This is a genomic window from Bradyrhizobium sp. IC3195 (assembly GCF_020193585.1).
Lineage (GTDB): Bacteria > Pseudomonadota > Alphaproteobacteria > Rhizobiales > Xanthobacteraceae > Bradyrhizobium > Bradyrhizobium yuanmingense.
In genome coordinates this window covers 1-15746 of the sequence record NZ_JADYVG010000026.1, presented here as the reverse complement: position 1 = coordinate 15746, position 15746 = coordinate 1, and the positions used below count along the sequence as shown (strand labels likewise).

Below are 15746 nucleotides of genomic sequence, written 5' to 3'. Positions count from 1 at the left end.
AATAGGCTGGGGCGAACCTCGTCGCCCCAGCCAGTGCTTCTACTCGGCGGCGAGCATGCGCGACTCGTCCGCTTGATCGGCCGGAGTTTCCTCGTCGTCCCCGGCGAGGAATTCCGGAAGCGCTTCGTCATCGCCCTCGGACTCCGCGGCGTCGCCGGGCGCCGCCTGGTCGGCATCGGCCATTCGCAGGGGCTCGGGCAGCCAGCCGGTCTCGGCCAGGAGGCGTTCGGCCTCCTTGGCCATGTCGCCCTTCTTCAGATGGTCGATGAGCTGGGCGGCCCGCTCGCCGGCACCCTCGCGCACCGCCTCGAGGATGCGGCGTTTCGGCACCCGGCCGAGATAGTTTTCGACGGTCGGTCGCCAACCGGACGCCACCATGTCGAGGTCGACGGCGAGGGCGATGCGATCGGCATCCGCGATCCGCTGCTCGACGGCGTGCGGGGTGGCGCCGCCGCCGTAGCGGTCGCCCTTCTCGTAGAGCGCGTTGACGCCGAATGAGGCGCAGTGCGCAAAGAGCGCCGCCTGCTCGTCGCCCGTCAGCCTGGTGAGCCAGTCCCAAAGACCGGCTTTGTCCTTGGGCAGGCGCTCCTCCCACGTCTTGTGGCGCGCGTCGATGGCCTTGGCCGCCGGTGTGTCCTTCAGGCCCTGCGCTTGCACGGGGAAGCTGACGCTGCGCACGGAGACCTCCATCGCCGTCCCAAAGGAGGAATAGCGGGAGAACACGTCCAGGCAGAATTTGTGCAGCACCGCCTGGAAAGCGACCGAAGGCGTGATCGCCAGCTTGTCGCGTAGCGCCAGCGTCCGCTCTGCCGTGAGCTCGGTCAGCAGGCGGTCCGGCAGCGGCTTCACCGCATCGTCGTCCTCGTCCTCGGGATCCGCGACCTGCCCGCCGATGGTGATGACGGCGCGCTGGACAACGGGCGCTGATGGTTCGTCGCCGTCCAGGGCCGCGGCATCGGGTTCGCTGCCCCTGCCCTGCTCTGGTTCGGACACGGGCACTTCATCCTCGGGTCGGACGTAGCCGCGATCAACCAAGAGCTTGCCTTCGGCGTCGATGCCGACGAACACGCCCGCGCGGGCGATGTCGGCGGGCTGATAGATGACGGGTCGATCGTTCAAAACAGCGAGAGCCGTCTCAATTTCGCCAAGTCGCTGGTCAACCTCGTCGGGAAGCTCATCCGCGCCGTCATGCTCGGCTTCGAGCTTGGCATATTCGGCTTTGAGCGCCTCGATGGCCGCCTGCTCTTCGGCGGTGAGATCGGCGGGTACGCCGTCCAGCTCGCGCAAGCCCCGAGTATGGCCGTAGGGGAAGTCGATCGCGAGCTGGATCCACTTCCAACCTTCGGCGGCGATTGTTTGCGCCTCTGCCTGCAGCTTCTCAGCGACCAGGCGGTCGAGCAGAGCGACGTCCTCGAGCCAGCCGCCGTCGTCGGACTGGAACAGGTCGCGCAGCACCACGCCACCGGCCGCCTCGTAGGCGTCGAGGCCAACAAACATGGCGCGACGATCAAAGGCGCGCACCGTCTTCTCCGTCAGCATGCGGCGGATCTGATAGGGCTCCTTCTGCCAAGCGCCGGAGATGGCCTGCCAGACCTGCTCCTGGCGTCCATGATCTGCGCTGACGGTGAAAGCCATCAACTGCTCGAGCGACATGCCGTCCTCGGCATAGGCGTCGAGCAGCGCGGGTGAGACCGAGGCCAGGCGCAAGCGCTGCTTCACGACGTTGACGGAGGTGAAGAAGGCAGCGGCGATGTCCTCCTCGGACTGCCCCTTCTCGCGCAAAGCCAGGAATGCCCGGAACTGGTCGAGCGGATGGAGTGGCGCGCGCTGAATATTCTCCGCAAGCGAGTCGTCTTCGGCGAGAATGGTGGTTGCCGGGTCGCGTACGACACAAGGCACCGGCGCGGTCTTGGCCAGGCGCTTCTGCTTTACCAGCAGCTCCAGCGCACGGTAGCGCCGTCCGCCGGCCGGGATCTCGAACATCCCGGTCTCGGTGCCCTCGGGGTTTAGGACCGGCCGGACATTGAGGCTTTGGAGCAGGGTACGCCGGGCGATGTCCTCGGCCAGCTCCTCGATGGAGATGCCGGCCTTCACGCGCCGGACGTTCGATTGGCTGAGTACCAGCTTATTGAAGGGAATGTCGCGCGAGGACGACAGGGTGATCTTCTGAACGACGTTAGCCATAGGTGATACTCCGCGACGGGCGGCCCAAAGACTCTCTTTGGTCCTCCAACCCGTCACGAAGCGCAGCGCGGCCCTCTTCCTCTCAAGGGCCGCGCCGCAAATGGACGATCAGTACGAACGGAAAGGCACGAAGCTGCCAGACACGCCGTTCCGTATCTCCGGCTTTCCGGGTATCAGCCTGCGCGATCGAGCAACTTCTTCGCGCGCGTCTCGAGATCGAGTCGTGCGTCCTGATGGGTCTTGCCGCGCGCAACCGCTGTGATGCCCTGCACGAAATCGAACACGCTTTCGGGCTTGCGCCCTTCCTCAGACAACACCCGTTCGATGATCCTCGCTGTCTCGGCCTTAGAGAACCCGCGCTTGCGCAGGAACTCGCTGCGGTCGTCGTCGGTGCGGGCGACGACCTTCTCCCGGGCCGCCTTGATGCCGTTGATGAAGGGCATCGGTGAGGAATTGGCAAAGCTGGCCAGCGCCGGCGCTGCCTCCTGGGCAAAGCGTGAGGCCGCGTATTTGGAGTGGCGGATGGTGATCTCCTCGAAATCTTCCACGCCCCATAAATTGCGGTTCTGGCAGACGGCGCGGAGATAGAAGCTCGCCATGCCGAGCGTCTTCGCGCCCACCTCGGAATTCCAGCAGTAGAATCCACGGAAGTAGAGATCGGGCGAACCGTCGGGAAGCCGCCCGGCCTCGATTGGGTTGAGGTCGTCGACCAGGAAGAGGAAAACGTCTCGATCGGAAGCGTAGAGGGTCGTTGTGTCCTGGGTGATGTCGACGCGCGGGTTATAGACGCCGGTTGTCCAGTTGAGGACACCCGGCACCTTCCAGCGCGTGTCGCCTGTGCCGTTGCCCGCGATGCGCTGAACGGCCGCCACAAGTTCGTCGTCAAAGATTCGCCCGTATTCGGGGCCCGTAACGGCGCGAAGCTCAACGCGACCGTCTTCGATCTCGAGCGTCTTCACCTGCTCGGCGGAATGGGAGGTCAGCCCGTACTGCAGATTGATGCCGGCCAGCGGTGCCGGAAGCTGCCGGAGGTAGGCCGCTGGCGCTCCGACCAGGCTGGCGAGTTGGCCGAAACTCCAGTGGGTCGGTGCAATCGGCGTGTCAGAGCCGGGCAAGATAAGAGACAACCGCTCCGGGTCGGTCCGGCTCGCCTCGACATGGATGAGCGCGGTTTCCACCACGCGCGTCCGGCTGCGCTCCGACCGACCGCGTACCGAGTCCGCCAGTTCGGAGAGCGAGAGGTAACGCTCGTCGGCCGGACGCGAAAACCACTCGGAGGAAACGCGGCCGATCCGGTCGCCGCGGCTGACATCCACCTTGTATCCGCCGCTCATGTCACGGCGGGCATCGAGAACCTTCATGTTCATGGGGTTAGACTCCATGACGGGCGCCGTGAGCCTCTCTCTCGGCACTCAACCCGTCACGGAAATCCCTTCCAAACTCTCACTCTGCGGGGGCGTTGCGGGGTCTCCCCGCAGAAGGGGTCGGCCGAGACCTCGGCTCGGCCGCAGGGGAAAGCTTTCCCCATAAAGGCACGTAGTTTCAAGGGAAGCGTCATTCACCTTTGGTTAGTCGCGGTGTATTGTCAGAAGCAAACAACTGGGGGCTACATGCGTGGAAGGTGAAGCAGAGCCGGCGGATTCGCCGGAGGCATTTCTTACGACATTGGGAGAAAGCCTGAAGCAAAGAGAAGGTGTCGATGCCGGCCTAGCGGAGATCCTGAAGACGTACATCCTGAAGGCGGCGCCCGCTCAGAACGCCGTCGCTCAGGCCAAGGATGCCATCCTGAAACTCGCAGGCGAACGTGCCAATCCTCCAAAACCGGAGGTGGCCAATGGCTGACCCTTACTTCCTCCAGTCCCTGGGACTTTCTGGATTCCGCGCGTATCTCCAACCAAAGACATTCGATTTCAGCAAGAAGCGTTGCCTAGCGATCTTCGCGCCGAATGGCAGCGGCAAGTCCAGTGTCATCGATGCGCTGGAATTCATGTTCTCCAAGGATGGCACACTCGAAAGGCTCGGGCAGCGCACTATCAACAACCAGGCCGGCCCCGTCGCAATGGCGCACAATCTGTCGGAGGAAGCGAAGATCGCTCCGGCGGTCACGATTGGCGTCGTTTCGGGCAAGGATGCCACCAACGGTAGCCGAGCGGCGGCGGGGGCGAAGCGACCGATACCGGCGGTGGCCGCGACTTTGAACGCCTGCTTCGCGGTGCCGCCGATCATCCGCGGGCATGCGCTGCGCACGTTCGTCGAAATCCATACGCCCGAACAGCGCTACACGGATGTCGCCAATTGGCTGCAGCTTGGCCCGCTGGTCGAGGTGCAGAAGAATATTCGCGCGCTGCGCACGCAGGTGAAGGCTGCCTCAGAGGACGGCACGGCACTACAGCGTGCAGACACCCAGCTTGCTCGGGAGACGGCCCAGGTGGTGAAAGCTTGGGATTCGGTGGAGATCCTCGCTTACGCCAACACGTCGGTCCTGGCCCCGCTCGACGCGGCGCTAGTGCTGGTGGCGCTGACGGCTGGTGATCCGGCCTATATCGAGCTGAAAGTGCGAGCCAAGGCCGAAGAGAACAAGATAGGGCTTGCAGGCCTGCGTCAGATCAGCAATGCGGCGGCCGCTTTGTGGTCGGAGGTAACGGACGCGGAGAGCGGCAAGACCGTCGTCAGCGGCGCGATTCCGACCTTTGATGCGGCCTTGGGGGCGCTGTCGGCCGCCGTCGCGGAGGAAGCGGAGGAGCGCGGCAAGGCGGCGAGCACCATGTTTCAGGCTTTGTGGAAAGCCGCAGAGCCGCTTTTCGCCGAAGGTGTACCGGCGCCTGCTGTATGCCCAGTCTGTGAAACGCCCGTAGCCGACACGGCGGCGGGCAGTGCCGGGGCCATCCGAGGACATATCGCCAAGCATCTGGAAGAGCTGGCCGATTATGCCGCCGCCAAGAAGGTGCTCGACACAGCCAAGACCGCGGCGACCAAAGCTCATACCCAATTGGTGGCGGCGTTACCGGGGCTTATTGGCCTCCTTGGCGACGATGAAGCGAAACTGAAAGCCAATCTCATCGCATATCAAACTGGCATCGCCGGCTGGCCTCAGGCTGCCGTGCCGGCCTCGGCCGATATCGTTACCTCGATCGCCAAGCTGCTCGCTATGCTCGATCAGGCCATCGTCGACATCGAGTCGAAGCAAGGCGACCACACCTATATCAAAGCCAAGACGAAGATCGATCGGCTGCTGGAGCTACAGAGCGAGCGGGACCTCGCCCTGCGGACGCGAACTCAGCTGGGGAAACTCTCTGACGCGTTGACGGCGCAGGCGACGATAATCTCGGCCGAGATCCGCAAGAAGGTGCAAGCTCTGCTCGACAAGCTTCAGAGGCCGATGAACGACATCTACAAGCGGATCCAGGGCGCGAGCGCCGCGTCAATCCGGTTGGAGCTGCCGGCGGAAGATGACACGAACCAACAGCGGCTCAACCTGCTGATCGATTTCGCCAAGAACCGCACGGGCGTGCAGCCGGGTGGCTATTTGAGCGACTCCCAGATCCATTCGGTGGCGCTGGCGTTGCGCATGGCGGCAATCAAGCAATTTAATGCAGGCGCGCCCATCATCGCGCTCGACGACATCGTTACCTCCTACGATGCGGATCATAGGCGCACCATTGCCGGACTCATCGCCACCATGTTCGGAGACTGCCAGATCCTGATCACCACGCACGACGAGCGGTTCTTCAATTATTTGAAGGATCAGCTCGAGGCGAAAGCGTGGCACTTCACCCGGATCATTGGCCTCGATCCGGCCTACGGGCCGCGTTTCGCTGATCACAAGGTCAGCGATGAGATGATCGAGGCGCGTTGGGCAGCGGGCCAGTCGGCGGCCAACGAGATGCGCCAGGCGGAGGAGGAGTGGCTTCTCGGCATCTGTCGGGATTTCGGGGTCAGCGTCCGCATCCGACCGCTGGAGAGGGCCTATTCCTACGAACGCAGCGAATTGGCCTCTGCGCTCGCCGGCCTGCTTAAGGATGCCAAGCTGGTGCCAGCGCTGGTGCCGGGCGTCAACAATCGCTTCCTCGACAGTTTGGTGAAGGGCGAGATCGAAAATTTCGGCAGCCACTTCCAGGACGGGCCCTATGGCGACGGTTCGATTGGTGACGAGAAAGCGCGCTGGGAGGAGTTTAAGACTTTCCGCAGCCAGTTTGCCTGCAAGAAGTGCAGTCGAACGAAATTCCAGCGACCCTTTACTCTCAAAAAGCCGGTATGTGCGCATAATGGCTGCGAGGCGCAGTTCGAGTTTGCGGCAGCACCAGCAGGGGCGGCTTGAATGGCGGGGCGTTCGAAACCCGTCGAGCTGGCGACACGCAGCTTCGAGAAGCAAGGCGACGCAACGGCGTTCTTCAAGGCCATGCTGAACCGCTACCAGCCCGGTGAGCGAGTGAGCGATGAGGATGGCCTCGACGTTGCCGCTCTTCTCGAACGCCACACCGAATATGTTGCCAAGGTGGGCTGTGGCGTCAGCCATTTTCAGGTCATGATGACCGAGCATGGGACGCAATGCTTCCGGATCATCCGCACCGACGGCAGCGGCACGGATTTCTCCTATCCGCACTGCATCTCCCAGCGACCACCCAGCCATAAGCAGGAGGTCGCCCAAGCCTTTCGACGTGCGGTGCGCTTCAATCTCTACAAGGCCCGCGATAACTTCTTCGCCATCCACAGCGGTTCTGACGGTCTGGTTTCTTGCGCCGTGACAGGCGAACGCATCGCGCGGGACGAGGCGCATATGGATCACCGTCCACCGATGACCTTCGAGGTCATCGTGAGGACGTTTCTTTGCGGGCGCGGGCTATCACTCGACGATGTGCCGCTCACGACAGGCAAGGATGATCAAGTCTCGCCTGAGGTGACGGATAATGCCCTGAGCGAGGCGTTTCGAGCCTACCACGCTGGGATTGCGCGGCTCGAATTCGTGCGGAATACGGTCAATCTGGCACAAGCCAGTCGGCATCGGCTGAAGGATGGCCGGATTACCCTGACAGGATAGCGACTGCCGGTCATGAGAGCTTCGCCGCGCGTTCCCGTCTCATCGGGCACTAAGAAAATATTAGGTCGGCGACCATGTCGTCGTCCGACACCTCTCGGTCAAGCTTCGAATAAGGACGGGGATGGCCGAGGATTCGGGCATTCCCAAGCCAACCACCTTGTGATAAAACCTCTGCTATATATTTCCAGATCAGAGGAAACGTCACACTCCATGCCGTCCACCAGCGCCCAGCGACTTCGTGCGCTCGACCTCCTGAAGACCCGAGGAATGCTCCGGCTGAAGGATTTCGTCGCCGAAGGCATCGGCCCGGAGACGCTTGCCCGTCTTGTTCGGGAGGAGGCAGTCGTCCGCCCAGCGCGTGGCCTCTATCAACTCCCCGACGCCCACCTCGAGGCTGCCCATACCCTCGCTGAGGCAGCAGTCCTGGTTCCAAAGGGTGTGGTCTGCCTTACCTCGGCCCTCCAATACCACGAACTGACGCTGCAGATGCCGTCGGCTGTATGGATGGCGATCGATCGCGCCGCCTGGCGACCCAAGATCGATTATCCACCTATCCGGTTCGTGCGATTCACCGGATCGGCGCTTACCGAAGGGGTCGAGCGTCACCGCATTGAGAATGTCGACGTTCCTATCACGGATCCGGCGAGGACAATTGTCGATTGCTTTCGCTACCGGACCAAGATCGGCCTTGACGTCGCGATGGAGGGTCTGCGCGAAGGCCTCCGCCGTCGCCGATGCAAGCCGGATCAACTCTGGCATTACGCACGCAAGGTGCGGGTCTGGTCGGTCATGAGTCCCTACGTCGAAGCAATGGTGTCCGATGGCGCGTGAGCCTCGCAACATCGGCGCATCAGTGCGAGCGCGGCTCCTCGATCGGGCACGTGCCGAGCGATCGGATTTCCAGATCCTCCTGACGCGATATGCGCTCGAGCGTCTGCTCTACCGGCTAAGCGCGTCGACGCACCGCGACCGCTTCATCCTCAAAGGTGCGATGCTCTTCGTGACCTGGATAGCCGATCCGTTTCGGCCTACGCGCGATCTGGATCTGCTTGGCCACGGCGACCGCGACTCCGAAGCCATTGCCGAAACCTTCCGGGCCATTTGTGCGCAGCCGGTTGTCGATGACGGTGTGACGTTTGATGTCGCAGCGCTGATGGCGACCCCGATTCGTGAGGAGCTGGAATATGGTGGCGTGCGGGTCCGCACAACGGCAACTATCGCCGGGGCGCGAATTCCGATCCAGGTCGACATCGGTTTCGGCGACGCCATTACACCCGCGGCCGTCGAGATCGACTATCCCACCCTGCTGGACGCCCCAACGCCGCACCTTCGCGCATATCCGGTCGAAACAGTGGTGGCTGAGAAATTCGAAGCGCTCGTGACGCTCGGCGTCGCCAACAGTCGGCTCAAGGACTTCTATGATCTCTGGGTAATCTCCCGAACATTCGAACTTCGCCGGGCCGCTGTTGCCGAGGCAATTCAGCGGACCTTCGAGCGTCGCGGAACGGTCCTCCCATCCGTTGTCCCGATCGGTCTGACCGATGAATTTGCGGAAGCATGGGCTGCTCAGTGGCACGCCTTCCTCGGGCGCGATCGGATGGCAGCCGCACCGAATGCTTTTGCCGTTACCGTCGCCGATCTCCGCCTCTTCTTGATGCCGCTGGTTGTCGGATCGAAAGAAGAACGAATTTGGCCGCCGAGCGGGCCATGGTCGCCGGGAGCAGCAATCGATGAGGCATAGCGGGATGATAATTTACTTCGTTCCGCATGGCGCGATTGATGGAGAAAAGAGCCGCGATCGCGGTTGGGGGAAGTATGGATAAGAAGCACTTTTATCGCGTAGGCAGTCACTCAGGCGCCTGGCACGATCTGCCCACTGACCCAGATGAACTAGACACCCTGACCAATAGTGCTCGAAAGCATATCGAGCCGTGGCTCTCTGCTGTCTTCCAAGCAGAGCACCTCAACCTGCTGCTCGGCAGCGGGTTCACCACAGCGGTTGGTTACCTGGCGGGCGTAGGGACCACAGGCATGGCCAAGGTTACATTTGGCACGTCATATGACGCCGCGATCGATGCGCACGCCCAGGCCGGAGCAACGGCGATGAAAAGAGGTGCGGCAAACATCGAAGATCAGTTTCGAAGTGCGCTTGCTCTGCTTGAGGGGCTGGGAGTCATCGACAAGGGAGCAGAACAAACCCTCAAGAAGGGCATCGACGCCCAGATGTCTGGCTTTCTCACTTCATTATTGAAGACGGAAAGCGGGATTGTTGCTGGAAAGGATCCCGCATCGAAAGATGCTGCCCAAGGTGCTCTGCAATCATTCCTGCTGAGTTTTGCGAGCCGCGCTGCATCTCGTGAACGTTTGCACATCTTCACAACAAACTACGACCGCCTGATCGAACATGGTTGCGATTTTGCAGGTCTTCGGATCATAGATAGATTCGTCGGTGCCCTGAACCCGGTCTTCCGAGCATCGCGCGTTGAAGTTGATGTCCACTACAATCCACCCGGCATTCGGGGAGAGCCGCGGTTCATGGAGGGCGTCATTCGCCTGACTAAGCTCCATGGTTCACTGGACTGGTTTTTTGATAAGGACGAACGGCGAATCTATCGCAAGGGCATCCCATTCGGAGCGCCTGCGGATCATACCGACATTCCCAAAGAACCCGTCGATACGGTCATGATCTACCCCAATCCTGCGAAGGACGTCGAAACAACGCAATATCCATATGCGGAGCTCTTTCGCGATTTTGCGGCCGCAGCTTGCCGACCTAACGTCGTTGTCGTGACCTACGGCTATGGGTTCGGCGACGATCATGTCAATCGAGTGCTGCTCGATATGCTCACGATCCCGTCGACCCATTTGGTGATTATGGCCTATTCGGCCGACGATCGCCTCAAAGCATTCGTAGAAAAGACGCGCAATGCGCAGGTCTCGTTGATGATCGGGCCTCATTTCTCTGACCTTCAAACACTAGTCGCAAACTATCTGCCAAAACCGGCGCTCGACTACATATCCGGCCGCATGACCGAACTGTTGAAGCATCGTCCGGGCGATCCGAAAGCCAGCGATCCGCCAGCGGTACCGCCTCCGGCGTCCTCAATTGGCGTGGCGTGAGGCGATCATGACGACTCCAATCGAACGTTTGTCAGGTCTTGTGGTAGGTGTGGTCGAGTCGGTCGCGCCTGATGAGGTTCGGGCGCTTCTCGAGCTGGATGCTCCGCACTCCACGGCATTGAATACCGGCGTACCGGCCGGGTTTCCACGTCTGAACGGATACGTACTTATCCCTAACGAAGCTGGAGCGACGGTTGCCTACATCACTTGGATTGGCATCGAGCGCTCTCCCTATCCGAAGCGCGCTGGGCTCAAAGATTTCGGCCTGATCGATCTGCCGTTTCCGCTTCGGAAAATGTCGCTATCCCCGGTCGGAACCCTCACCTTCCGGCGCGAACGCAGCTCGGGAACGACCAAATACGAACTCACCCGCGGCGTCGTCGCATTTCCATCGGTCGGGGATCAGGTCTTAATACCGACGTCGGCACAGATCGAAGCCATTGTCGGAGCGCGAGCCGACGACAAGAGAGTTAGAATTGGCTCGTCGCCAATGGCAGCAAATGCGGCGATCATGGTGGACCCAGATAAGTTGTTTGGGCGCCACCTCGCCGTCTTGGGCAACACCGGCAGTGGAAAGTCCTGCACGGTTGCCGGACTCATTCGGTGGTCGATGGAAGCAGCTAGCAAGGCAATTGGTGATTCGACCAAAATGCCGAACATGCGTTTCATCGTGTTAGATCCCAATGGTGAATATGCTCGGGCGTTTACCGATCTGCCCGATAGGGTGCGTGTCTTCAAGCCTGGAGACCAGCACAACCCACTAACACTGCCGGCGTGGATGTGGAACAGCCATGAATGGGGCGCAGTCACCCAAGCCCAGCCGGGAGCGCAGCGACCGCTGCTTATGCAAGCTCTGAGAAATTTGCGTGCAGGGCGAACACTCCGGGAGCCCATCCACGTTGGTATAGTAAGGCAAGTTCGTCTCTATCGGTCTCGCATTCTCGCATATATCGCCGATGGTACGGGCGCATCTTACACAGATTATGTTGGGCTGCTCGGCTGCTGCCAAGCGTACAAGAACCTATCGGAAGTGATGCGGGACTTTCATGGGCGTATCCCGGCCGCAGATTTGGCAAGCGCACATCTTGATACCTTGGCGACCGCCGCAAAGGCCTTCTTCGACGCACACGCGGTTTGGAATAATCAAAACCAACGCTTCTATTACAACGCGCCAAATGCCGCGGAATTTGGCGCTTTTCTTCCGTTATTTGATCTTATCGAGCAGGCTCTGCCACCGGTAGCGGCTGAAGAAGAAATCAGCGAAGACGCTCCCTCGCCATTTGATGTTCGGAAAATTGCCGACCATGTCGAAGCCCTTTCGGCAGACACTTCAGCAAACCCGAACGTCGCGAACTTTATTGCTACACTAACATTGCGAATACGCTCAATGCTGGCCGATCGGCAGCTCGCGCAAGTGATAGCGCCCGAGAACCCGCCGACTCTCGAGAATTGGCTCTCGGGCTTGCTCGGAATGTCTAACGCTGAAAACGGTCAAGTTGCGATTGTGGATCTGTCGCTGGTACCCTCGGAAACCACTCACATCGTAATTGCCGTCCTCGCGAGACTGGTTTTTGAGGCATCTCAGAGATATCGAAAGCAACATGCTCAGGGCAAGGCACTTCCAACGGTTTTAGTGCTTGAAGAGGCGCACACGTTCGTGCGCGGCGGGGGTGGTGGGGATGACGCAAATATTGTTTCAGCATCCCGGCTCTGCCGCGAAGCGTTCGAGCGGATCGCTCGCGAAGGTCGAAAATTTGGATTGGGCTTAGTCCTGTCGTCGCAGCGACCGTCGGAGCTTTCTCCAACGGTTCTCGCGCAGTGCAACACATTTCTGTTGCATCGAATCGTCAACGATTCCGACCAGAACCTCGTAGCCCGTCTTGTCCCAGACAACGTCGGGGGACTGCTGCGCGAACTGCCGAGTCTTCCGTCCCGCCAGGCGGTTCTCTTGGGCTGGGCAGCGCCGATCCCGGTGCTAGTTGAGGTCGATGAATTGCCCGATGCGCAGCGACCGCAGTCGGCGGACCCGGATTTCTGGAAGGTGTGGACGCTGACCGAGGAGCGTGGCGTCGGTTGGGGCGCAATCTCTGAAGAATGGTCGGGCGCTCCTCCGGTGCAAGATCCGGCGGAATAAAGACAATGATCCGTATCCTTCACACGGCTGATTGGCATATCGGTCAAACTCTACGCGGGTTCTCTCGGGAGCACGAGCACCGCAGGGTGTTCGAGCGGCTCGAAGAGATCGTTGTGGAGCGGGATGTCGATGCCCTCGTCATCGCCGGCGACGTGTTTGACAGCCAAAACCCCTCCGGGGAAGCGCAACAGCTCTTCTACAATACGCTCGTGCGGCTCAGCCGCGCGCATCCGCGCATGGCTATGGTGATCGCTGCTGGCAACCATGATGCAGCTGGTCGGTTGGAAGCGCCGCGGCCTCTGTTGGAGACATTCAACATCCGTGTCGTGGGCAATGTGCGGCGGCGCGAAGGGCGAGTCGAGGCGGCCCGTCATCTCGTTCCCATCGCTGATGCAAGCGGTTCGGTAGCTGCTCATGTGCTTGCAGTCTCCTACCCAACCGCAGCCTGCCTTCCGAATTTGACGCGGCTCGATGGTGAAGTAGGCTCGCCCGTCATCGCTGGCGTGCGGAGCCTCTATGCCGAATTGGTCGACACGTTACGGGGACCTATGGATGGTCTACCGTTCGTCCTGACGGGACACCTCCATGTTGCGGGCGGCATTGAGTCGGAAGGCGCGGAGCGCAGAATTCTAGTTGGTGGCCAGCATGCTGTGCCGCACGACGTGTTCCCGGCGGAAGCGAGCTACGTGGCGCTTGGCCACTTGCATAAGGCTCAGGCCATCGGTCGTGATACCGTCCGCTATTCTGGTTCACTGATCCCCTTGTCGGCGACGGAGATGCCTTACGCGCACGGGGTCACTCTTGTGAGCCTCGACGGAACAACGGTTCTATCCGAACATATCCCGATCGACCGGCCAGTTGCCTTCGTCCGCCTTCCTGAGGCGGAAGATATGCGCTTGAGCGAACTTGGTGATCATCTGACGGCAATGAACCTCTCATCGGACCTGCCGCTTCATGAACAGCCATTCGTCCAGATCAGGCTTGCCAGAGAAGGGTTATCGCCCGGGTTCAGAGAGGAGGTCGACCGCATTGCGGAGAGCTTTCCGGCGCGCATCGTCGACACCCGTGTCGCGGCAATACCCGAGGCGTCAAACGACGTGACTTCCGCCGATCCTATGATCCGCCTTGCGGAAAGAGATCCGGAGGATCTGTTCAAGCTCGCATTTGAGCGCACCTTCGGCGTAGCCCCGGATGCCACGCATCTCGATGTCTTCCACCGCGCACAGGCGGAGACATAGCCATGCGGATCTTGGTTATCCGCGGCGAGAATCTGGCAAGTCTTGGTGCTCCTTTCGAGATCGATCTTGCCGCAGAACCTCTTGCAGGTTCCGGCCTCTTTGCCATCACTGGCGAGACCGGCGCCGGAAAATCGACCATCCTCGACGCGCTCTGCCTCGCGCTCTATGGCGAGTATCCACGAGTCTCCGTCGGTCGACGGGAGAATGCGCCCGATCCCAGTGGGGAGGCGATTTCAATTCATGATGGCCGGGCGATCCTGCGCCGAGACGCCGGCAGCGGATATGCCGAGGTGGATTTCGTTGGGCAGGACGGCGAGCGCTATCGCGTCCGCTGGGAGGCCAATCGGGCTCGAGGGCGTGCAAATGGGCGGCTGCAGAATGAGCAGCGTTCGTTGTATCGACTCGACGACGGCAGCGCGGTGGCGACTGGTAAGACTCAGGTCCGTGAGGCGGTGGAGAGGAGAACCGACCTCACATTCGACCAGTTCCGGCGAACGGTGCTCCTCGCACAGGGCGAGTTCGACGCTTTCCTGCTCGCCGCCGAGAGCGAGCGCGCAGAATTGCTGGAGAAGATCACCGGTACTGAAATCTACGCAGCGATCTCGGTCCGCGTTCACGATGGAACGGACGCACGACGAAGAATTGTCGAGCAATTGGAGCGGCGTCGAGACGACATCGGGCTTCTTGATGACGAAGCCAGGCAGGCGCTGCTGGACGAGCAGAGGCAGCTTGCTTCAACCATTGCACAGAAAGGCGCGGAGCGCGATCAACACAGCGGGCGGTTAGATCATTTCAAGCGCGTCGCCGCCGCCCGCAGCGACCTCGCACGGGCTGAGGCTCAAGCGGTCGCAGCGCACGCGGCGCGCGAGGCAGCCGCTGATGAGTATCAATCTCTTGCCGAACTCGATCTTGTCGAGCCGCTTCGTTCCCTAGCAGGCGACTTGCAAAATGCACGGCGGACGGCAGCGGAGGCCCAAACCCGCCTCGACGGTTTGCTTGTTGCACGCGAGGAAGCGCAGAAACTACACTCGGACTCTACAACGCAACTGGCGGACGCGATAACCGCCAACGCAGCGGCAGAACAGGTCCTCAAGAATTTTGGTCCCCTTTGGAGCGAAGCCGAAAGGCTCGACACTGAGCTGGCGGCAGCTCGGACTGAGTTTATTGATACGCTGGAAAAATCACAGCAGGCGGAAGCGACACTGCGCGAGAAGGCCGATGCGCTGGCAACGATTGATGAGACTCTCGGTCGAACATCAGAATCGTACCGCACCACTGCGGCGCAATTAAACAGCCGATCGGATCGCGTTCTTCTTGCTGATCGTCTTGGCGATGCGATGGACTTGTTAGCGAAGCGAGGAGCGCTCCAACAGGAGCACGCTGCAGCCAGGCAGGCGGCCGCTGCAACGGAAGAAACAGCTACGCTGTCGCAAAATGAAATAACTGCGCTGCTGGAGAAGCTCACCCAGGATCGCGAGCGAAAGGATGGCTTAAGTCGTGAAATCGGTGATCGTAGAGCCAGTCTCGCCGGCATCGATGAGGCGACGCTCCACGAACGAGACATCGACCTGCAACGCGCGCTCGAGGCTCTGCGCGAGGCTAGTACCGTCTCCGACCAGTATACTCGGGCATCGGCAGATCTAGCACGACGAGCATCGGAACACACGCTGGCGGCGCAGGCGGTAAGTACAGCAAAAGGGCAGATCGTTGAAGCTGAAGCGGACCAGCTCCGCGATCGGACCGCGCGTACGGAAATTGTTCCGATCGCAGAGCTCGCCGACGAGGCGGTCTCATCTGAGGCCATTCATCTGCGCAGCCTGCTGGCTCCAAATTTGGCCTGCCCGGTGTGCGGCAGCACCGACCATCCCCATCTTGCGCATCCAAGCGCGCTGAACGAAATAGCTGCTAGCATTACAGTTGCATCTTCCTGAAGGTTCTGAATCCATGGGCGACCATGATTCGGGATCTGATGATTGGTGGCGCGTCAGTTGAAGATACGCTGACGCTGTGGGCTTCGGCGTTGCGAGATATC

11 protein-coding genes are annotated in these 15746 nt (G+C 60.9%); 9 read left to right on the top strand and 2 right to left on the bottom strand.

The features are described from left to right. Nucleotides 1-39: 39 nt before the first annotated feature. Complete coding sequence (locus I6F09_RS32405) at nt 40-2184, bottom strand: ParB/RepB/Spo0J family partition protein (protein ID WP_225143663.1); 2145 nt, start codon at nt 2182-2184, stop codon at nt 40-42. 173 nt (nt 2185-2357) lie between these two features. Continuing rightward, nucleotides 2358-3551: a DUF932 domain-containing protein gene (locus tag I6F09_RS32400; RefSeq protein WP_225143660.1), complete on the bottom strand. Its 1194-nt coding sequence runs from the start codon at nt 3549-3551 to the stop codon at nt 2358-2360. Between the two features lie 247 nt (nt 3552-3798). Between I6F09_RS32400 and I6F09_RS32395 the strand changes: the two genes are divergently transcribed. From I6F09_RS32395 to I6F09_RS32355, 9 genes are all read left to right on the top strand, one after another. Beyond that, a complete protein-coding gene (locus I6F09_RS32395) occupies nt 3799-4026 on the top strand; it encodes a hypothetical protein (protein WP_225143658.1) in 228 nt (75 codons plus the stop codon). Continuing rightward, nucleotides 4019-6502, top strand: a complete 2484-nt coding sequence (locus I6F09_RS32390; RefSeq protein ID WP_225143656.1) for an AAA family ATPase — start codon at nt 4019-4021, stop codon at nt 6500-6502. Before I6F09_RS32395 ends, I6F09_RS32390 begins: the two co-directional genes overlap by 8 nt. Further along, on the top strand, nt 6503-7222 hold the full coding sequence (locus I6F09_RS32385; protein WP_225189855.1) for a DCL family protein: 720 nt from the start codon (nt 6503-6505) through the stop codon (nt 7220-7222). A gap of 210 nt (nt 7223-7432) precedes the next feature. Next, on the top strand, nt 7433-8053 hold the full coding sequence (locus I6F09_RS32380; RefSeq protein ID WP_225143653.1) for a type IV toxin-antitoxin system AbiEi family antitoxin domain-containing protein: 621 nt from the start codon (nt 7433-7435) through the stop codon (nt 8051-8053). Continuing rightward, nucleotides 8043-8963 (top strand): nucleotidyl transferase AbiEii/AbiGii toxin family protein, encoded by a 921-nt coding sequence (locus I6F09_RS32375; RefSeq protein ID WP_225143651.1) that lies wholly within the window; start codon nt 8043-8045, stop codon nt 8961-8963. The genes I6F09_RS32380 and I6F09_RS32375 overlap by 11 nt, the downstream gene beginning before the upstream one ends. Nucleotides 8964-9037: 74 nt before the next feature. Then, nucleotides 9038-10342: an SIR2 family protein gene (locus I6F09_RS32370; protein ID WP_225143649.1), complete on the top strand. Its 1305-nt coding sequence runs from the start codon at nt 9038-9040 to the stop codon at nt 10340-10342. Between the two features lie 7 nt (nt 10343-10349). After that, entirely contained in the window at nt 10350-12476 is a 2127-nt protein-coding gene (locus tag I6F09_RS32365; RefSeq protein WP_225143647.1) for a DUF87 domain-containing protein, read from the top strand. A gap of 5 nt (nt 12477-12481) precedes the next feature. Then, entirely contained in the window at nt 12482-13714 is a 1233-nt protein-coding gene (locus tag I6F09_RS32360) for an exonuclease SbcCD subunit D (protein WP_225143645.1), read from the top strand. 2 nt (nt 13715-13716) lie between these two features. Then, on the top strand, nt 13717-15645 hold the full coding sequence (locus tag I6F09_RS32355; protein ID WP_225143643.1) for an AAA family ATPase: 1929 nt from the start codon (nt 13717-13719) through the stop codon (nt 15643-15645). The last annotated feature ends 101 nt before the right edge of the window (nt 15646-15746 follow it).

Coding starts and splice junctions, on each gene's coding strand:
- I6F09_RS32405 (WP_225143663.1), bottom strand. CDS start 2,184: ATGGCTAACGTCGTTCAGAAGATCACCCTGTCGTCCTCGCGCGACATT.
- I6F09_RS32400 (WP_225143660.1), bottom strand. CDS start 3,551: ATGAACATGAAGGTTCTCGATGCCCGCCGTGACATGAGCGGCGGATAC.
- I6F09_RS32390 (WP_225143656.1), top strand. CDS start 4,019: ATGGCTGACCCTTACTTCCTCCAGTCCCTGGGACTTTCTGGATTCCGC.
- I6F09_RS32385 (WP_225189855.1), top strand. CDS start 6,503: ATGGCGGGGCGTTCGAAACCCGTCGAGCTGGCGACACGCAGCTTCGAG.
- I6F09_RS32380 (WP_225143653.1), top strand. CDS start 7,433: ATGCCGTCCACCAGCGCCCAGCGACTTCGTGCGCTCGACCTCCTGAAG.
- I6F09_RS32375 (WP_225143651.1), top strand. CDS start 8,043: ATGGCGCGTGAGCCTCGCAACATCGGCGCATCAGTGCGAGCGCGGCTC.
- I6F09_RS32370 (WP_225143649.1), top strand. CDS start 9,038: ATGGATAAGAAGCACTTTTATCGCGTAGGCAGTCACTCAGGCGCCTGG.
- I6F09_RS32365 (WP_225143647.1), top strand. CDS start 10,350: ATGACGACTCCAATCGAACGTTTGTCAGGTCTTGTGGTAGGTGTGGTC.
- I6F09_RS32360 (WP_225143645.1), top strand. CDS start 12,482: ATGATCCGTATCCTTCACACGGCTGATTGGCATATCGGTCAAACTCTA.
- I6F09_RS32355 (WP_225143643.1), top strand. CDS start 13,717: ATGCGGATCTTGGTTATCCGCGGCGAGAATCTGGCAAGTCTTGGTGCT.